This is a genomic window from Pedobacter soli (genome assembly GCF_900101435.1).
GTDB classification, from domain to species: Bacteria; Bacteroidota; Bacteroidia; order Sphingobacteriales; family Sphingobacteriaceae; genus Pedobacter; species Pedobacter soli.
The window spans coordinates 401,474-419,960 of record NZ_FMZH01000005.1; the positions used below are offsets into that span (position 1 = coordinate 401,474).

At 40.3% G+C, this 18,487-nt stretch carries 17 protein-coding genes; 4 read left to right on the forward strand and 13 right to left on the reverse strand.

The features are described 5' to 3' along the window. Positions 1-13: 13 nt before the first annotated feature. Positions 14-787, reverse strand: coding sequence for a M90 family metallopeptidase (locus BLR37_RS13760; RefSeq protein ID WP_090769459.1), 774 nt, complete (start codon positions 785-787; stop codon positions 14-16). An 8-nt stretch (positions 788-795) separates the two neighbouring features. Beyond that, the gene (locus tag BLR37_RS13765; RefSeq protein ID WP_090769461.1) at positions 796-1,827 is read right to left on the reverse strand and encodes a Gfo/Idh/MocA family oxidoreductase; all 1,032 of its coding nucleotides are present in this window, start codon (positions 1,825-1,827) and stop codon (positions 796-798) included. A gap of 152 nt (positions 1,828-1,979) precedes the next feature. Between BLR37_RS13765 and BLR37_RS13770 the strand changes: the two genes are divergently transcribed. Next, the gene (locus BLR37_RS13770; RefSeq protein ID WP_090769462.1) at positions 1,980-2,324 is read left to right on the forward strand and encodes a hypothetical protein; all 345 of its coding nucleotides are present in this window, start codon (positions 1,980-1,982) and stop codon (positions 2,322-2,324) included. Between the two features lie 253 nt (positions 2,325-2,577). Here the strand turns inward: BLR37_RS13770 and BLR37_RS13775 are convergent, their stop codons facing one another. From BLR37_RS13775 to BLR37_RS13790, 4 genes are all read right to left on the reverse strand, one after another. Next, a complete protein-coding gene (locus BLR37_RS13775; RefSeq protein WP_175632721.1) occupies positions 2,578-3,255 on the reverse strand; it encodes a YiaD family glycine zipper/OmpA-like lipoprotein in 678 nt (225 codons plus the stop codon). A 175-nt stretch (positions 3,256-3,430) separates the two neighbouring features. Further along, a complete protein-coding gene (locus BLR37_RS13780; RefSeq protein WP_039477092.1) occupies positions 3,431-4,123 on the reverse strand; it encodes an ABC transporter ATP-binding protein in 693 nt (230 codons plus the stop codon). 2 nt (positions 4,124-4,125) lie between these two features. Beyond that, positions 4,126-5,598, reverse strand: a complete 1,473-nt coding sequence (locus tag BLR37_RS13785) for a DUF5687 family protein (RefSeq protein WP_090769464.1) — start codon at positions 5,596-5,598, stop codon at positions 4,126-4,128. Positions 5,599-5,657: 59 nt separating this feature from the next. Then, complete coding sequence (locus BLR37_RS13790) at positions 5,658-6,938, reverse strand: replication-associated recombination protein A (protein WP_090769466.1); 1,281 nt, start codon at positions 6,936-6,938, stop codon at positions 5,658-5,660. A 128-nt stretch (positions 6,939-7,066) separates the two neighbouring features. Between BLR37_RS13790 and BLR37_RS13795 the strand changes: the two genes are divergently transcribed. Then, positions 7,067-7,447: a VOC family protein gene (locus BLR37_RS13795; protein WP_090769468.1), complete on the forward strand. Its 381-nt coding sequence runs from the start codon at positions 7,067-7,069 to the stop codon at positions 7,445-7,447. Positions 7,448-7,542: 95 nt separating this feature from the next. On the opposite strand, the gene BLR37_RS13800 is transcribed toward BLR37_RS13795, so the two are convergent. Next, positions 7,543-8,841 carry an MFS transporter gene (locus tag BLR37_RS13800; RefSeq protein ID WP_090769470.1) on the reverse strand — a complete coding sequence of 433 codons (1,299 nt, stop codon included), beginning with the start codon at positions 8,839-8,841 and terminating at the stop codon, positions 7,543-7,545. A gap of 161 nt (positions 8,842-9,002) precedes the next feature. On the opposite strand from BLR37_RS13800, the gene BLR37_RS13805 reads away from it, so the two are divergent. Beyond that, on the forward strand, positions 9,003-9,740 hold the full coding sequence (locus BLR37_RS13805; RefSeq protein ID WP_090769473.1) for a class I SAM-dependent methyltransferase: 738 nt from the start codon (positions 9,003-9,005) through the stop codon (positions 9,738-9,740). A 102-nt stretch (positions 9,741-9,842) separates the two neighbouring features. Here the strand turns inward: BLR37_RS13805 and hisS are convergent, their stop codons facing one another. The 3 genes from hisS to BLR37_RS13820 form a co-directional block, all read right to left on the reverse strand. Then, positions 9,843-11,234, reverse strand: a complete 1,392-nt coding sequence (gene hisS / locus BLR37_RS13810; protein WP_090769475.1) for a histidine--tRNA ligase — start codon at positions 11,232-11,234, stop codon at positions 9,843-9,845. Between the two features lie 367 nt (positions 11,235-11,601). Further along, the gene (locus tag BLR37_RS13815; RefSeq protein ID WP_090769477.1) at positions 11,602-11,952 is read right to left on the reverse strand and encodes a translation initiation factor; all 351 of its coding nucleotides are present in this window, start codon (positions 11,950-11,952) and stop codon (positions 11,602-11,604) included. 163 nt (positions 11,953-12,115) lie between these two features. After that, positions 12,116-12,997 carry a diacylglycerol/lipid kinase family protein gene (locus BLR37_RS13820; RefSeq protein ID WP_244154662.1) on the reverse strand — a complete coding sequence of 294 codons (882 nt, stop codon included), beginning with the start codon at positions 12,995-12,997 and terminating at the stop codon, positions 12,116-12,118. Between the two features lie 225 nt (positions 12,998-13,222). On the opposite strand from BLR37_RS13820, the gene metK reads away from it, so the two are divergent. Continuing rightward, positions 13,223-14,473 carry a methionine adenosyltransferase gene (gene metK / locus BLR37_RS13825; protein ID WP_039477070.1) on the forward strand — a complete coding sequence of 417 codons (1,251 nt, stop codon included), beginning with the start codon at positions 13,223-13,225 and terminating at the stop codon, positions 14,471-14,473. A 415-nt stretch (positions 14,474-14,888) separates the two neighbouring features. On the opposite strand, the gene BLR37_RS13830 is transcribed toward metK, so the two are convergent. The 3 genes from BLR37_RS13830 to BLR37_RS13840 all read right to left on the reverse strand — a co-directional run bounded on the left by BLR37_RS13830 (position 14,889) and on the right by BLR37_RS13840 (position 18,438). After that, the gene (locus BLR37_RS13830) at positions 14,889-17,000 is read right to left on the reverse strand and encodes a peptidase domain-containing ABC transporter (protein WP_090769481.1); all 2,112 of its coding nucleotides are present in this window, start codon (positions 16,998-17,000) and stop codon (positions 14,889-14,891) included. Between the two features lie 6 nt (positions 17,001-17,006). Continuing rightward, a complete protein-coding gene (locus BLR37_RS13835) occupies positions 17,007-18,167 on the reverse strand; it encodes an HlyD family secretion protein (RefSeq protein ID WP_090769483.1) in 1,161 nt (386 codons plus the stop codon). Positions 18,168-18,231: 64 nt separating this feature from the next. After that, on the reverse strand, positions 18,232-18,438 hold the full coding sequence (locus BLR37_RS13840) for a hypothetical protein (protein WP_039477063.1): 207 nt from the start codon (positions 18,436-18,438) through the stop codon (positions 18,232-18,234). Between the last annotated feature and the right edge of the window lie 49 nt (positions 18,439-18,487).

Here is an 18,487-nt window from a genome sequence, read left to right on the forward strand (position 1 = left end):
TTAAATTGTAAAACTATCCGGCTGGCTGTTGTGCAAAAATCCGGCTTAACTGATGGTACAATTCCGGGTGTTTATCTTTCAACTGCTCGGGTTTTTCGAAGAAATATTCGGAAACTACCGCAAAAAATTCTGCCTCGTTGGTAATGGCATAAGGGTTAATATCCGATTTATTGTCTTCAATCTTTTCAATTTCCTCACGCATCATTTTAATCCAGGGCAAAGTATATTCGTGTGCCATTAAATTTTCAGGTACACCATCAGTTGCTCCATCCGATTTATCTAAAAGGTGCACAAATTCGTGGATGGCTGTATTCTCTTTCCCTGCACTTTTAGAAAAACCGTGGCGTAATGCCGAACGCGATAAAATCATCTGTCCATTCATATAGCCTGTACCTACCATGCCCATAATGTTCCGTTCGCCACCTTCAAACTGAAAATCCTTGTTAAAGGTATCGGGATACAATAAAACGCTGGTTAAGTTTTTGTATTGCCAATCGTCGAAACCAAAAATCGGGATTACTGCACTTGCGGCGATCAACAGTTCATCAAGGGTAGTCATTTCTAAACCTACTGGCTCAATTTTAACTGTGCTGAAAAAAACAGCAACCTTTTCTTCAAATCTTAGCTTATCCGTCGAATCGAGATTATGATAATAGTCCACGTAATCGTCAAGTATTTTTTTGTCAACGTCTGTTAATGGTTCTATGGCCACTTTCTTTTTCTTCAGGATTAAATAAAGGGCAATCAGAAAAATCGGAATCAGGTATACAAATGGAAGAGAATTCATGATCAGGCTTATGCAGTTACCGGGCTTTCTATAATTTCCATTTGTGTTATAACATCTTCGCGGGTTACCGGATAAGGCTCATTGTTAACAATGCCCTGATAAACAGCTTCGAAAAGTGGCAGATAACTTCCTCTTTCTGATGGAATGGTTTCTTCGGTTTTATTGCCATCTGCATCAATAGTAGTTAATACACCATCTTTGCTTTCAGATTCGATGCCATAAGCCGGATCGCTTAATTTCATACCGGCTAAAAGCTGCTCTTCCTGTATATCGGTTCTATGCTTAATAAAACTTCCGTTCATGCCATGCAAAACAAAGCCTGCCTGCGGGTTTACCACCAGCATACTCGAAGTAACAAAAACATTCAAGCTATCAGGATAGCTTAGCTGGATCGAAAAGTAATCATCAACCAAAGTACCGGCCCTGTTTTTACCTAAAATTTTATGGTAGCTTAAAGGTTTACCAAATAAACCGATTACCTGATCTAAAAGATGAGGCCCCAAATCGTATAACAAGCCGCTGGCTTCAATCGGGTTTTCTTTAAATGCCTTTGGCCCGATTACTTTGCGGTATCGATCGTAACGCATGTGCATTTCAACCAGTTTACCCAGTTTACCGCTTTGAATTACATTACGCACCGAGGTAAAATCGCTGTCCCAGCGGCGGTTCTGGTAAAAGAAAATTTGTTTGCCTACACTATCGGCCAGCTCGAAAAGTTCTTTTGCCTGCATAGTTGTAGCAGTAAAAGGTTTCTCTACCAAAATATGTTTGTGGTTATTTAAAGCTGCTTTTGCATGTTCGTAATGCAGGTTGTTTGGGGTATTAATTACAACCAGCTCAATTTCATCATCAGCTAAGAGTTCATCAACACTGTTATAACTTAAAATATTGGGGTAATCGTTAACAGCTATTTTTTTGCTGCGCTCTACTATTGCTTTTAAATTGAAACCCGGGTGAGCATCTAAAAATGGGGCGTGAAAAACTTTGCCCGACATACCATAGGCCAATACGCCTGCATTGATTATTTTGTTTGAGTTCATAAGTTATAAATGTAACCAAAAATACAATTAAGATGGAAGCTTTGGCCCTAAAAGCACAAACCTTTTTACCTGCTGCTTACACGTTTTTACACTATCTTTGCACAAATGTTTGGAATCAAAATCCGAAAAATTAACAATTAACGAAACAACACATGAAACCTTCGGAGATTAATGCCAAGTGGAAAGTTTTACAGGAGAAGATTTCAATAGAATTTGATTCGGAGTTTCCTGATTTAAAAGTGATGCTTTTTTTAATCGGTGTGCAGGAACTGGGCAAAGGACCAAAGAAATACAGCAAAAGGCAGAAAGAAGAACTGATGCACATTGCTACCTGCCGTTTATTGAGCGAAATGGGCTTTTACGAACTGGAAGGCTTAGATCAGGATGGCTGGCCACACTGGAAATTGGTTAAGGCCATTCCTCCGTATACCATGCTGGAGCAGGAAATGCTGATGAAATCGCTGGTAGTGAGTTATTTCGAAGATATTTATTCTTAAATCCTAACTTGACTTTTTCTGGTGCTTGATGTTGCATCCTGTGATTAATTAATGGCGTAATTTTATGGTTTGGTGGGCCACCAAACCAGGAATCAAACTGGGAATTGAAAGGGTTGACTAAGGTCCTTCGACAGGCTCAGGATGACACCATAAATTATAATACCGCGGATACCACAAAGCACAAAAAAACCCTGGCGGATGTACACCAGGGTTGCATATATAATGACCTCATAGGTAGAGGGAAATTGCGATATTATCCTTGTTTTTGCGCAGTAGCTTTTAATGCATCGTTAGCAACGATTACAATCTCTACGCGACGGTTTGCCGCACGACCTGCATCAGTTTCGTTATCGGCAATCGGCTCTGAAAAACCTTTACCAATGGTAACTAAACGGCTTGACGGCACACCTTGAGAAACCGCATAAGCTTTAACCGCAGCAGCTCTTCTTTCAGATAAGCCCTGGTTATATTGTTCGGTACCTTTGCTATCGGTGTGACCAATAATCTTGATATCTGTATCGGGATATTGATTTAACGACGAAGCCAAACTCTGAATATTGGTTTTAGCAGCATCTTTTAACGCAGTTTTATCGAAATCGAATAAAATACCACTATCAAATTTTACAATGATACCTTCACCCTCACGAATAACTTCAGCGTTAGGAATTGCTTTTTGGATTTCGGCTGCCTGTCTGTCCATTCTACGACCGATAAACGCTCCGGCCGTACCGCCAATAGCACCACCAATTAAAGCACCAACAGCAGTATTACCAGCTTTCTTACCAATTAAGGCACCAATAACACCACCAGCTGCAGCACCAATTCCGGCTCCTTTTTGTGTTTTAGTTAAACTATCACAGCTTTGGAATGCCATCGAACCCACTGCTAACCCTATACTTAATGTCGCTATTCTTACTTTTGAAATACTCATAATAATCTAGATTTATAATTTCTACTCGTTCTATTCAAACACAATGCCAAAAATTACACCATCGGTATTTTCGGCTAAATTTTAACCAATAGCCCTAAAAAGAATATTTTTCCAAATAAAAAAGCGTCTGCTTTTGGGCAAACGCTTTCGCATTGTATCATTCTTAGTACAAAAACTAGGCAGAGAAATAACTTTCTAATTCCTGCAAGGTATTTTCGTCTGTTTTAAAATCTTTAATTATTCTTCCTTTTTCAACCAAAATAATACGGTGACATACATCGGTAACGTGATTTAAATCGTGACTGGAAATAAAGGTAGTCATATTGCCTGCCTGCGCTTTTAGTAAATTCTTTAAGCGGATTTGCGTGGTTGGATCGAGGTTGGCAAAAGGTTCGTCCAAAATTAAAATCTCGGGTTTTTGCATTAATGCTGCTGCAATACCAACTTTAACCTGGTTTCCTTTGCTAAAATCGCGGATGTATTTGCCACTATTTAAAATTTCGCCATTGAAAAACTCGCTGTACTGCGTCAGGTATGCCGAAACATCGGCCACACTCATGTTATGCAAACTGCCTATAAATATAAAATACTCTTCGGGCGTTAAATAATCAATCAGAAAGCCTTCATCCAAAAAAGAGGCAGTGTAATTTTTCCAATCGCCGTTGTGCATTACATTTTCGCCTTTGGACAACACTTCTCCCTGCGTAGGACGGATCAGATCTAAAAGCATCCTGAAGAAAGTTGTTTTACCTGCACCGTTATTGCCTACTAAACCAACAGTTTCGCCAGCTACGATTTGTAAATCATCGATGTTTACAACGGTTTTATCGCCATAAACTTTTTGTAAATTCTTAACTTCTAAAATCATAATTATTCTCTAAAGCCTTCGGCTATTTTATAACGTTTTAATTCTAATTTTTTGGCAATGTAGTTTATCCAGTAACTTCTCATGGCCAGCATTACCAGGCCGAAGAAACCAATAGCCATTAAACCCAGGTATGGCCTGTTTAAGTACCCGAATGGCAAATAAATGAGGTAAGGGAGCAAGACAAAAGGAATCATCAGAATCCATTGCGTAGCACCCATGCCCTGAAAGTTAAAGCTTGCACTGCGGGTAATATCAATCCTTTTGTAGTTGAAAGTAGCCAGATACAAAACCAGAACCGTACAAAAGCCTATGTTGTATAAGTAAGCGGCCAGGTGCAGCAACAAAAGTTTCGGACTTAAGAATGCGTAAAAACTGGCCAAAATGGTTACAATGGTACATATTATCGTAAAAAGCAGGAATTTACCTTTAATGTAGTCTTTAAAATCAATCTTATTAATGAGCAGCCCATCAAAATGCGAGCTCTGCCAGGCAAACATAAACTGACCGTAGCTCAGGATAGAAAAACCGGTCATAAAAATGGCTGCAAAAATCATTTTGGCAAACGAATCGCTTGCAATGTAGGGTGCTTTATAAAAAAGAAAGCCATACAACAGGAAGATTGCGCCCATAATTACGGAGTAACGCGGGCGTTTATGCCTTAATATTAATTTAAGTTCGAGGGCAGCCAATTCTCCAGCTTTGCCAAAACGGTTTAAGAAAGGGTAATCGGTACTTACTTTTTTCTCCTGTTTGGCTCCCATTTCTTCTACATACAGGTTGCGGCGCAGATAGTTGGAATTGATCACAAACATCGCCGCAGCAACTCCCGGAAAAATAAGCCCCAGGTATGGCCTGGTTGTCATTTGACTAAAAACAAAATTCGAAGCGGCCATGATGGAAATTACTTTGTAATACTCTAAAGCAGCAAATGTGCCCACTATAGCCAGACCAATCAGGGTAAAAAGTATGTTTGTAATCGATTTCCGTTTAAGGTACAGCACAAAATAGTTGTTAAACACCATGATCGAAAGAATGGCAATAACATACATCAATGCTACCAGAGGCCCTTCTACAGCTCCAATTTTGAGAAATATGAATGGGAAAAATAAAAACAGCGGCCAAACATTAAATGCTGAAAAAAGCGCTTTTGCATTTAAAAAGTTAATGATTTTACGCTTTGAAATTTTAAGGTGCAGGTACGGGATGATACTCAGCGTTGGGATATCCTGCAATTGCAAACGCATGAGGAAATCGAATGCGAAATAATATAAAATTATTCCGTTAAAGCTCGTCATAACATTCTGATTAGGAAAAATCTTGGGCAGGAAGATCGTCATACCGAAACCAACCCCTACGGCAATAACGAGGAAATAGAGCATAAAAAAACCAATGATGATTTGTGTTGCAATACTTCCGCCTTTATTTCGTGAACGCCAAAAAGATTTTCTTTGGTGACTTAAAAAAGTACTCAGCATATTTGTTTAGGTTAATTACTAATTTAGTTATTAGTATCAGTAATGAATGAAATGTTACACTAGTAATTGTATTTGTCTTTCCAGTTCTGCCTTAGCTTTTCACGCAGCTTTTCTTCGGCAGCATTTTTCCCCGGATCGTATAGTTTAGTTCCGCTCAACTCTTCAGGGAAATACTCCTGTGGTGAAAAATTACCATCATAGCTGTGCGAATATTGATAATCTTTACCATAACCAATGTTTTTCATCAGCTTGGTCGGTGCATTGCGGATATGCAATGGTACAGGCAAATTACCTGTTTGTTTAACCAAAGCCTGAGCATGGTTAATGGCTTCGTAAGCGGCATTGCTTTTAGGCGAACTGGCCAGATAGGTAACACATTGCGATAAAATAATGCGCGCTTCGGGGTAACCAATTACATTAACGGCTGTAAAACAATTATTGGCAAGCAACAGGGCATTGGGATTGGCATTACCAATATCTTCTGAGGATAAAATCAACAACCTTCGGGCAATAAACAAAGGATCTTCGCCGCCTTCTATCATCCGGGCAAGCCAGTATACCGCTGCATTGGGGTCGCTACCGCGGATGGACTTGATAAAAGCCGAAATAATATCGTAATGCTGCTCGCCGGCTTTATCGTACAAAGCCAGGTTTTGCTGTGCATGGGCCAATACATTTTCGTTGGTAAGCACCATTTTATTCCCACCGATGCCATTAATGGCAATTTCGAGTACGTTTAACAGTTTTCGTGCATCGCCACCCGATAAGCGGATCAGCGCTTCGTGCTCTTTTATGGTAATTTTCTTTTCTGCTAAAATGCTGTCTTTCTTAATGGCGGTTTGCAATAAACCTACCAGTTCAGTTTCGGTAAGTGATTTTAGAATGTACACCTGACAGCGCGAAAGCAATGCGGAAATCACTTCAAACGATGGATTTTCGGTAGTAGCACCAATTAAAGTAACCAATCCGCGTTCTACGGCACCTAATAAACTATCTTGTTGCGATTTGCTGAAGCGGTGAATCTCATCAATAAACAAAATGGGTAAACCCAAAAAGCTATCTTTCAACTGTGCCGCGCGATCAATTACCTCGCGAATATCTTTCACCCCGCTGTTAATTGCACTTAAATTAAAAAATGGCCGGTCGAGCGCCTGTGAAATAATGTAAGCCAGCGTAGTTTTACCCACACCCGGAGGACCCCAAAAAATCATAGATGGCAGTTGACCGCCCTCAATTGCCTTGCGTAATACAGCTCCCTCTCCTACCAAATGCTGTTGACCAACATATTCATCGAGATTTTGAGGGCGCATACGTTCGGCTAAAGGAGGCAGGTTTTGCATAATGGTAAATATATAAAAATTGATTATTTTGTTGGTCGATAATCTTGATTAACCAAATATTGAAAGCGTAAATCTTTTAATACCTCACTAAAACAAAAAGATGGAGGCTTTAGTTCTAACATACAGTTATGGATATTAAAAATTTAGATCACCTGGTACTCACGGTGTCAAACCTGGAGAGTACCTGCCGCTTTTATAACCTGGCCTTAGGGATGGAAATTGTTGAGTTTGGCGAGAACAGAAAAGCGCTGAAATTCGGCAACCAGAAAATCAATCTCCACCAACACGGAAGCGAAATTGAACCCAAAGCTTTTAAACCTACCCCCGGAACAGCCGATTTATGTTTCATTACCGATTTTCCGATACGTGTAGTGATGGAAGAACTTAAAGAAAAGTGTATCGAAATAGAAGAAGGTCCGGTTGAAAGAACAGGGGCCAATGGTAAAATTATTTCTATCTACCTGCGCGATCCGGATATGAATTTGATTGAAGTGAGTAATTATTTGTAGCAACAAATTAATGCCACGGAGGTACGGATTGACTCAATCGTCCGCGTTTGTAACGCGGATGTGCGGGAATGGCGATTGCATCGCCACTGTTTAAATCAATCCTCAATCTTAGAATGATGCTTGGTATCTTTCATGGTGGTGTATAAAATGAGCGAGATTAGAATACAGCCCGTAACATACCAATAAAAATAACTTTCATGCCCGATGTTTTTAAACCAAAGCGCGAAGTACTCAGCTGTACCACCAAAAATAGCTACTGTTAAAGCATAGGGTAAACCTACCCCTAATGCCCTGATTTCTGCCGGAAAAAGCTCAGCTTTTACTACCGCATTGATACTGGTATAGCCGCTAACGATAATCAATGCAGCTATCATCAGGAAGAATATGATGGTGGTATTGGTTTCGTGGGTTAAGCTGGTTAAAATGGGGTAAGTACATAATGTGCCCAGTACACCAAAGCCAATGAGTAAAGGTTTACGTCCAATTTTATCGGATAATAAACCAAACAAAGGCTGCATAAGGGCAAATACCAGTAGCGAAATAAAGGAAAGTGTGGTTGAGGTTTCTTTACTCAGGTGCACGGTATTAACCAGAAACTTTTGCATGTAGGTGCTGAAAGTATAAAAAGCGATGGTTCCGCCAAGGGTTAGGCCCACCACAGTAAAAACTTCTTTAGGATATTGCAGCAATACGGCAATCCCACTTTTTTTATCAGCCGACTGTTTACTTTTAAATGCCGTGGTTTCATCAATATGCCTTCTTAAATACAACGCAATGAAAGAAAGAATTGCACCAATAAAAAACGGAATTCGCCAGCCCCACTCATGTAGCTCAGCAGGGGTTAACAGCCAGTTTTGCAAAATCAGCTGAATGCCGAGCGCCAATAGTTGCCCGCCAATTAAAGTTACATATTGAAAGCTCGAATAAAAGCCGCGATGTTTCCGTGTAGCCATTTCGCTCAGGTAAGTGGCTGATGTACCGTATTCACCACCTGTGCTTAACCCCTGAATTAACCGCGCAAAAATCAACAACAAAGGAGCTGCGATACCAATCTGTTTATACCCCGGGGTCAAACCAATAATCAGCGATCCGATAGCCATAATCAATACCGAAAGCGTCATGGAGCGTTTGCGCCCGAATTTATCGGCTATGCTGCCAAATAACCAGCCACCAATTGGCCGCATTAAAAAACCCACCGCGAAAATGCCGGCGGTATCTAACAATTGGGCCGTTGGATTGCTGTTTGGGAAAAAAGCAGGCGAAAAATACAAGGCAAAAGCCGAATAGGTATACCAGTCATACCATTCGACCAAATTACCAACAGAACCACCAAATATTGATTTCAACCGGTATTCTACATCTTTGATTTCGTTCTGAGGAAAGGTTTTTGACATATGGAATGAATGGATTTTGAACGATTGAATTGCAAATGAAACATTGGGTCCAATAATTCGGTTCTTAATCAAAAATATAATAATTTTATAAAGAAAGCGAGGAAGCCACGTCCAAGACTTCCACTCTGTTACCCGCACATGCAAAATTCAATCATTAAACAATGAAAGATAACTTTTCTACCCAGGCCGAAGGTTACTCGATATACCGGCCAACCTATCCACAAGAACTGTATGATTATCTGTTTAAGTTAACGCTAAATAAGCAAGCTGCCTGGGATTGCGCAACGGGAAACGGCCAGGTTGCGCGTGTACTGGCGCAGCATTTTGAGAAGGTTTATGCCACAGACATTAGTGAAAATCAATTGAAAAATGCCTTACAGTTACCCAATATCACTTACAAAGTTGAACCTGCAGAGCAAACCACGGTCGGAGATAACAGTTTCGATCTTATTACCGTAGCGCAGGCCATCCATTGGTTTAATTTTGAAGCATTTTATGCCGAGGTAAAAAGAACGCTAAAACCCGATGGACTTTTCGCCGTAATTGGTTACGGCATTATGTACATTGATAAAAAAGTAGATAAAGCCGTGCATAAGTTGTATGAGGATATTTTGGGTAAATATTGGGACAATGAGCGCCGCTATATCGAAGAAAATTACAAAACCATTCCTTTCCCTTTTGAAGAGTTGGTTGCACCACACTTTCAGATTAAAACTACCTGGAATTTTAACCAGTTAATTGGTTATTTAAATACCTGGTCGGCGCTGCAACATTACAAAAAAGCCAATGAACGCAACCCACTGGAATATATGTTTACCGAGTTAAAAGAAGCCTGGGGCGATGATGCAGAAAAAGATGTGCATTTCCCTGCTTTATTGCGGGTTGGAAGACTTATTTAACCGCAAAGAAAAAGAAGTTATCGCAAAGCGCGCAAAGCTGCATATTGAATACATACTTAGCGTTTCTTTGCGCAAATCTTAGCGCCCTTTGCGGTTAACAGGCTATTTCATCAAATCCAAAATACCCAAAACGGTTAATTTTTTCTGCTCACCGCTTTGCATATCTTTTAGTGTAAGTTCTCCGCTGGTCATTTCATCACCACCGATTAAAATTACGTAAGGAATATTCTTGGCATCAGCGTAAGCCATCTGTTTTTTTAGTTTGGCCGAAGTTGGGTAAAGTTCAGTAGCGATACCTGCATTTCTGAATTGTTGTAAAATTGGCAAAGCATATTTTTCGGCTTCTGCATCGAAATTACTGATGAGCACTTTAGTCCCCACTTCTGCAGCGGCAGGGAAAAGATTTAATTCTTCCAGTACATCATAAATGCGATCGGCACCGAACGAAACACCTACGCCGGTTAAATCTTTTAACCCGAACATGCCGGTTAAGTCATCGTAACGGCCACCGCCGCCAATACTGCCCATAGCCACCTCGTTGGTTTTAACTTCGAAAATACAACCGGTGTAATAGTTTAAGCCACGGGCCAGGGTAATATCCAGTTCCAGTTTAGCGGTTAATGGCAAACTATAAGCAATAAGGCTTTCTACATAACCAAAAACCTGCTCAATTTCGGCAATACCTTTTAACCCGGTTTCTGAACTCGCTAAAACCTCCTTCAAACTCGCTAACTTCTCATCGTTACTGCCTTCCAGCAAAATTACCGGACGCAATTTTTCTAAATCCTGTTCTGTAAAGCCACGTTCTAATAGTTCTTTACTTACCCCATCTAAACCAATTTTATCCAGTTTATCGATAGCAACAGTCATGTCGATAATTAAATCCGGTTTACCAATAATTTCGGCAATACCCGATAAAATTTTACGGTTATTAATTTTAATGCTGAAATCTTTCAGGCCTAATTTGCCCAAAGCTTCATTATAGATTAAGATAAATTCGGCTTCATTTAATAAGCTGTCAGAACCTACCACATCCACATCGCACTGATAAAACTCACGATATCTGCCTTTTTGCGGTCTATCGGCACGCCAAACCGGCTGCACCTGAAAGCGCTTAAAAGGTAAGGTAATATCGTTCTGGTGCATCACTACGTAACGTGCAAAAGGCACGGTTAAATCGTAACGCAAAGCTTTTTCAGAAATTAAAGAAATCAGTTTATTGCTGTTATCTTCTTCGGCAAAATCGAAAGATTTCTTTTTAGGATCTTTCAGGAACTCACCGCTGTTTAATATTTTAAAGATCAGTTTATCGCCTTCATCGCCATATTTACCAGTTAAGGTTGATAAATTTTCGAAACTTGGAGTTTGAATTTCGGCATAGCCATACTTTTTGAAAACAGTTTTAATGGTATCGTAAATAAAATTGCGTTTTACCATTTCAACCGGAGAAAAATCGCGCGTACCTTTTGCTAATGAGGGTTTAATAACTGACATAGGCGCAAAAATACAAAGTTTTCGTCATTGCGAGAAGGCTTTTTCAGCCGACGAAGCAATCTTACAACGAGCGCTACCAGCCTACGCATTAAGATTGCTTCGTCGTTCCTCCTCGCAATGACGATCATCGTACCCTTTAAGAAATATTAAAACAGGATATGGCTCGAATAATCTTGTAAAAGGAAGGTTTTAAACAGAATTTATGTTGGGGGGAAGGGTACTTTACTTCGCTATCATTGACAGGCTAAATAAAAAGACTCGTCATCTTGACCGGAGCATTGCGGAGCGGAGAGATCTATCTCGAGATGGATTTCTCCATTCCGTTTCACTACAGTCGAAATGACGGGCTACACCAAGAAGACCAATGCTATCCTCCGGCCTTTTTGGCCTTATAGCCCTCTTTTTGCAAAATGCCCATCACTTTATCCCGAACATCTCCCTGGATCATGATTTCGCCATCTTTAACCGAGCCACCTACACCACATTTGGTCTTCAGCATTTTACCCAGTACTTCTAAATCTTCATTACGGCCTTTAAAACCAGTAATTAGTGTTACAGCCTTACCGCCACGGTTCTTTTTATCGAGCATTACCCGAAAATCCTGCTGGTTATTGGCTGGCGTAACCGTATCATCCACTTCCTCTTCGTATTCAAAATCCGGATTGGTAGAATACATAATTCCACCCAAATCGCTTAAACTATTTTTCTTTGGTTTCATAATTGTAAATGTTCATTGGTTCAGTAGCTATTAGGTTATTAGTCAATAGCTAATGGTTCATGGTTAGTTTTATCTTCGCCACACGTTTATTGGTCAATGGTTGATGGTTTATGGTTAATAGCCAGATCAGTTCCAAACTGCAAACTGTCAACTCCAAACTTCCTTATGGCACAATTACCTGTAAAGATAAGGGATGTACAAGTGCTTCAATCGCCGTACCCATCTGTAAAGGTTCGCCATCTACATGCACTGCGCCCGCCTTTTCTCTGGTAATTTTAATGTGTTTCCCTTTAATAATTTCAATCATATCCGAGCTTTCAGCTGTGCCCCTTAACATTACATAACCTAAAACCGGCAGTTTTATTATCGGGAAAGGTTTAATAATGCAAACATCGAGCAAGCCATCTTTTACCGAAGCATTGGGTGCAATGTAAACATCGTTACCATACTGCGATGAATTGGCAATACTAATGGCAAAGGCTTTCCGCGTATAAGCGACGCCGTCAATCTCTAACTGATAGGTTTGTGGCTGATAATTAAAAACTTCTTTAAAACCCAATTTTACATAGCCCGATAAGCCACGCTTTTTATCTTTCGAAAAAACAGCACTCAGGTGTGCATCGAAGCCCATACCTGCCAGATTAAAAAAACACTTTTGGTTAAATTCAGCAGTATCTACACAATCAGTTTTATAATTATTGATCAGGCCAATAGCGTGCTTTAAATTTTTAGGGATTTTGAGAAACCTGGCCAGCCCATTGCCAGAGCCCAGTGGCAAAATGCCCAATATTTTATGGTGTTTAAGCACCTGGGTCGCCACTTCGTTAATCGTTCCATCGCCACCTGCAGCTACAATTACGTCAAAATTTTTGGTAGCCGCCTCGTCGGCGAGCTCGCCGGCATGCCCTACATATTCACTAAACACAAAGTTGGCATTAAACTTTTCCTTGTCCAGATATTGATCTATAAAATCGGGGATACGCAGCTTTCCTCTCCCACCCGAGATGGGGTTGATAATAAAGAGGATATTGATCTTTGTGTGCAAAGTGTAAGATTGAATGCACAAAATAATCTATAATTTTTGAAATAAAGAAAATATGCTAATTTTGCAGCAGTAAAAAAGTGGATTGATTTGCTATCCCGACACTTCGGGACCGGATTGCAACCACTTAAAAAAATTGCTAATGCCTCCTTTCAATCATTTTACCACTTGTTTCCAAGGGGTGTGGCAATTATAAAATTGTTTATTTACCATTAATTTATTTAATAAATGTCGTATTTATTTACATCAGAATCTGTTTCTGAAGGTCACCCGGATAAAATTGCCGATCAAATTTCGGATGCATTAATTGATAACTTTTTAGCTTTCGATCCGGAATCAAAGGTAGCCTGCGAAACATTGGTTACTACTGGTCAGGTTATTTTAGCTGGTGAAGTAAAATCTAAAACCTATTTAGACGTACAGCAGATTGCCCGCGATGTAATCAAGAAAATTGGTTACACCAAAAGCGAGTATATGTTTGAGGCTAACTCTTGCGGAATTTTATCTGCTATCCACGAGCAGTCTCAGGATATTAACCAGGGTGTAGATAGAAGCAACAAAGAAGAGCAAGGTGCCGGCGATCAGGGTATGATGTTTGGTTATGCCACTAACGAAACCGAAGATTATATGCCTTTGGCTTTAAACCTATCGCACAAGCTTTTACAGGAACTTGCTGTGTTAAGACGCGAAAACAACGAAATTAAATACCTTCGCCCGGATGCAAAAAGCCAAGTTACTTTAGAATACGACGATAACAACAAACCTGTTCGCATCGATGCGATTGTAATTTCGACCCAACACGATGATTTTGATGAAGAAGCTGCGATGCTGGCTAAAATCAAAACCGACCTGGTAAATATTTTAATCCCACGTATTATTAAAAGCAATCCGCAATATGCGCATTTATTTAACGATAAAATTGAATACCACATTAACCCAACCGGTAAATTCGTAATCGGCGGTCCGCATGGCGATACCGGCTTAACCGGCCGTAAAATCATTGTAGATACTTACGGTGGTAAAGGTGCACACGGTGGTGGTGCATTTTCGGGTAAAGATCCAAGTAAAGTAGATAGAAGTGCGGCTTATGCAACCCGTCATATCGCTAAAAACTTAGTAGCTGCCGGTGTAGCTGATGAGATTTTGGTGCAGGTATCATACGCTATCGGTGTAGCTAAACCAATGGGTATCTACATCAACACTTACGGAACCGGTAAAGTAGGCAAAACGGATGGCGAGATTGCTAAAATTGTAGAATCGATTTTCGATATGCGTCCTTACTTTATTGAGCAACGTTTAAAATTGAGAAACCCCATTTATAGCGAAACTGCTGCTTACGGACACATGGGCCGTACGCCAGAAACTGTAAGCAAAACTTTCAGAACACCAAACGGTGAAGAAAAAACAGTTACTGTTGATTTGTTTACCTGGGAAAAATTAGATTACGTAGATCAGGTTAAAGCTGCATTCGGCATTTAATCCATCAACATAAAATTAAAAAGGTGTTTTGCAGCAATGCAAAACGCCTTTTTTTTTGCGCATCACTTACGAAGTCTCCACATTACCAAAGGCTTGGTTAGACTTCGTAAGTTTGGCTAATCTTTTTTGATCCCCTGTTTGATGGCCCACTAAACAGTAGAAATCATAAATATTTTTAGAAAAGCAGGCTCCGGCGTATATCGGTTAAAGCAGCCCTACTCTCCACTTTATTCGTTGCACTCATGCCCGTTCCGATCAGGTTTATTTAACCCGCTGTAGTGCTGATAGGGAAGAAAAATCGCGACGAGAAGCCGGTCCAACTTCCCCAATCCCCTATTTGGCCCACAAAACAGAACCAAGTCAAACTTCCGAAGTTTGACTGGCCCGCATCCTCCCCTCAAACTTCGGAAGGGGTCTAGCTCAGGTTGTATTTTAGTTCGTGGTGACTGCCCTGCTCAACTACCTGCCCCTTATCGAGCACAATAATCTTATCGGCATTATTTAAAGTGCTTGAGCGATGGGTAATTACAATCACCGTTTTTTGTTCGGCTTTTAAAAGTGCAATCATCCTTTGTACGTGCTGTTCCGAAATGGCATCGAGTGAAGAAGTTGCTTCATCCAGGATCAGGATTTCGGGCTCGCGGTACAAAGCCCTTGCAATGGCAATCCGCTGGCGCTGCCCACCCGATAAACTGGTGCCGTTTTCGCCCAGGTAAGTTTGAAAACCTTTAGGTAAAGCTTCAATAAAGCCCATCAGGCCTAGTCTCGTAGCAATATCAATAATCCTTTGCATATCGGGTTCTTCTTCGCCGATAGCAATATTTTCGATTACATTTCCGGCAAACAAATCAATTTGCTGAGGAACAACTGATATCATCCGCCTGAGCGAAGCATTGGTAATATATTTCAAGTCGTAATTGCCTATACGCACATTGCCCGACTGTATGGGGTAAATATTTTGCAGGATGGACATGAGTGTGGATTTCCCTGATCCGCTTTCGCCTACAATTGCCGTAAATTTTCCCTGTGGAATAGTTAAACTCAAGTCTTCAAAAATGGCAAGCCTTTTACCATAGCGGAACGATACATTTTCGAAATGAATGTCACCGATTTTATCAGTACTTAATTCAATCTGATTTTCATCGGTTTCCCTTTCCAGATCCATGATTTCGAATAAACGATCGGCAGCAATAACCGCATCCTGTACTGTTTTATTCATCCCAATCAGCGATGAAACCGGACCGGTAAAATAGCCAATCAAAGTATAAAATGATAAGAGCTCGCCAGGGGTAATCGAATTACTCAGCACGTAACCAGCACCCACCCAGAGCAAAATAATGGTAATGATGCGCGAAACAAATTCGGTCGAGGTGCCCGATAACACGGCATTGAGATTCGACTTAAAGCCTGCCTGCAATAATTTGATAAAACGTGTTTCCGTTTTTTCGTTAGCATGTTCTTCTAAACCGAAACGTTTAATGGTACCCACGGCATTTAAACTTTCTACCAGTTGCGATTCCAGCTCTGCCGCATCTTCCATTAACCTGCGCTGTGTACGTTTGTTAAATTTATCGGTTATCAAATAAATGACAAGGTACAAGGGAATGACGGTAAGCGTAATCAGTGCCAGTTTCCAGTAATAGGTAAACATCATGATAAACGAAAAGAAAACAATGAAAATGTTTACCAGAAAGTTTACGCATACATCATTTAAAAAGGTGCGGATTTTTACCGCGTCGTTAATCCGCGAAATAATTTCGCCCACGCGCATGGTATCAAAAAACTGTTGCGGCAGGCGGAGCAGATGTTTATAATAGCCCAAAATAAGCTTGGCATCAATCAGTTGACCCGTTTTTAAGGTAAAAACAGTTTTAGCCGAACCAATAAACAGTTGCACAACCAAAATCACCATCATCGAAATGCTCATCAGGTTAAGCAAATTATGGTTGCCATCCACCAGCACAAAATCGACCAGTTTCTGCACAAAAATAGAGGTAGATAAACCCAACACAGTATAAACAACTGCACCAAATAAAACTTGTGTCAGAATGCCTTTGTGCGGTTTAATCAAATTCCAAAATCTTCCCTGGATTGATTTTTTTTCATTGCCAACCTGAAAATTTTCTGATGGCAACAACAATACCAATGCACCAGTCCATTCCTTTTTAAATTCATCATGTGTTTTACGATGCACGTTCCCATCTATAGGGTCCATCACCTCTATTAATTTGCTGTTTACTTTATATATCACTACGAAATGTTGCAGCACATCATTCACAATAATATGTGCAATGGCAGGCGTAGGTATTTTAAATAAACTATCAAAAGGTGCTTTTACACCCTTAGCTTCAAATCCTAATTTTTGGGCAGCCTCTACCAGCCCTAAAACGGTGGTTCCTTTTTTATCGGTCCCGGCAAGCTGCCTGATACGCGCAACAGCTAAATTTAACTTGTAATGGGAGGCCACCGATGCCAGACAAGCTGCACCACAATCGGTAATATCTCTTTGCTTAACCTTGGTACTCATGGCCTGTTATGTTTTTTGGATGAGGTTTGGATTAACCCAGTCGTCTACTTTATCGTAAAGCAACTGGAATAAACTGCGATCGGTAACTTTAAAACGGGCCGTAAAATTCATTCCTTTTTTTAAATAACCTTTATACCCGTTTTTAAGCATCAGGTAATTTTTATCCATCAGGCACTTTACCTTGAAAGCAGGCTGGTTGCCGTTTAAAATCACAATATCGTCGGCAATATCAATTACCTTACCCACTGCCAGGCCCCACTGGTTATAGTTGTAGGCATTGATCTGGAAATGTACTTCCTGTCCTTTTCTAATCAGGCCAATATCTGATGGGGTGATGTAGCAATAAGCGGCCAAACCGGCATCTGGAGAAACCTCGCCAATTTTTTGATTGGCAAATACATAAGCTCCATTCTGCATGCCCACTAAATTTTGAACCGATCCATCAATTGGGGCACGCAACACATATTGCTTTTTCTGTTCGTTTAATTCGGCTTGCTGCCCAGTAAGCTCGCGCAACTCGTTGCGATAGCCATTGGCTTCGGTTTGCCACTGGGTTTTATATTTGGTACGTACCATGAGGTAAACCGATTCGGCCTGCTCCAGTTCGTATTTGTATTTTTCATATTCAGATTGCGTAAGCACTTTATTCTGGTACAATTTATTGTAACGCGCAAAAGTGCTTGTTGCCTGCCGTTTGGAAATGCCCGCATTTTTTAGTTCCTGCACGTATTGCTGCCAGGAGGCCACGTATTGTCCGGTTTGAAGGCTGGAAGAATTTCCATTGAATGATAGCAGGGTACTAATATCCTGTAAAAAGCGTGTAATCTGGTTTTTCCGGGTTTCGACCAGGGCATCTTGCTGTTTAGGTAAACCCGCATCAATGGCCAACAGGGTATCGCCTTGTTTTAGCCTTTTATTGTCAGCCAGTTTATATTGAATTAACCGGCCATTTACCGGTACAATAAGTTCAGTTTTCTCTATAGTGGATTGTAAAATACCTGTACCGTTTATACTGATGGGTATTTTAATAATAGGAAGGGCAATAAGCACCACTAAAATGGCTACAACCGTAACGATGTAAATTAGCTGGCTCGACTTGCTGATTTGAGAACGATAAACGAGAGCGGTATTGGATATTTTTTCGGTTGAGTAGTTGGTTAAAGCCATAGTATTGAGTTGATAAAGCATCCGCTATCCTGAAAAATCAGAACAGCGGATACAATAACTTTGCTTATAAGCTCCAAACAAGTTTCAAAACATTGGTTACTGTTTTGTTTAAAAATGTAGAAGTATCGGCACCAACTGAGTTTAAAGCAGTTGAAAGAGAAGCTAAAACTTCATTTAAAGTATTGTTAACAATACCACCACCTTCAACTTGTGACATTTCGGTTTTGTTCATTTCCTGAACACCAAGATTGTTTAATTCTAAACTTTTCATACTAGATTTTTTTGAGTTTTTAAGCTCCCTACTCTTTAAAGGTTTTTCG

Excerpts from the sequence above, each read along its gene's own strand:
- hisS (WP_090769475.1), bottom strand. The coding sequence starts at position 11,234 with ATGTCAGTTATTAAACCCTCATTAGCAAAAGGTACGCGCGATTTTTCT.
- metK (WP_039477070.1), top strand. The coding sequence starts at position 13,223 with ATGTCGTATTTATTTACATCAGAATCTGTTTCTGAAGGTCACCCGGAT.
- BLR37_RS13835 (WP_090769483.1), bottom strand. The coding sequence starts at position 18,167 with ATGGCTTTAACCAACTACTCAACCGAAAAAATATCCAATACCGCTCTC.
- BLR37_RS13785 (WP_090769464.1), bottom strand. The coding sequence starts at position 5,598 with ATGCTGAGTACTTTTTTAAGTCACCAAAGAAAATCTTTTTGGCGTTCA.
- BLR37_RS13760 (WP_090769459.1), bottom strand. The coding sequence starts at position 787 with ATGAATTCTCTTCCATTTGTATACCTGATTCCGATTTTTCTGATTGCC.
- BLR37_RS13815 (WP_090769477.1), bottom strand. The coding sequence starts at position 11,952 with ATGAAACCAAAGAAAAATAGTTTAAGCGATTTGGGTGGAATTATGTAT.
- BLR37_RS13795 (WP_090769468.1), top strand. The coding sequence starts at position 7,067 with ATGGATATTAAAAATTTAGATCACCTGGTACTCACGGTGTCAAACCTG.
- BLR37_RS13780 (WP_039477092.1), bottom strand. The coding sequence starts at position 4,123 with ATGATTTTAGAAGTTAAGAATTTACAAAAAGTTTATGGCGATAAAACC.
- BLR37_RS13840 (WP_039477063.1), bottom strand. The coding sequence starts at position 18,438 with ATGAAAAGTTTAGAATTAAACAATCTTGGTGTTCAGGAAATGAACAAA.
- BLR37_RS13775 (WP_175632721.1), bottom strand. The coding sequence starts at position 3,255 with ATGAGTATTTCAAAAGTAAGAATAGCGACATTAAGTATAGGGTTAGCA.
- BLR37_RS13830 (WP_090769481.1), bottom strand. The coding sequence starts at position 17,000 with ATGAGTACCAAGGTTAAGCAAAGAGATATTACCGATTGTGGTGCAGCT.
- BLR37_RS13770 (WP_090769462.1), top strand. The coding sequence starts at position 1,980 with ATGAAACCTTCGGAGATTAATGCCAAGTGGAAAGTTTTACAGGAGAAG.
- BLR37_RS13800 (WP_090769470.1), bottom strand. The coding sequence starts at position 8,841 with ATGTCAAAAACCTTTCCTCAGAACGAAATCAAAGATGTAGAATACCGG.
- BLR37_RS13765 (WP_090769461.1), bottom strand. The coding sequence starts at position 1,827 with ATGAACTCAAACAAAATAATCAATGCAGGCGTATTGGCCTATGGTATG.
- BLR37_RS13790 (WP_090769466.1), bottom strand. The coding sequence starts at position 6,938 with ATGCAAAACCTGCCTCCTTTAGCCGAACGTATGCGCCCTCAAAATCTC.
- BLR37_RS13805 (WP_090769473.1), top strand. The coding sequence starts at position 9,003 with ATGAAAGATAACTTTTCTACCCAGGCCGAAGGTTACTCGATATACCGG.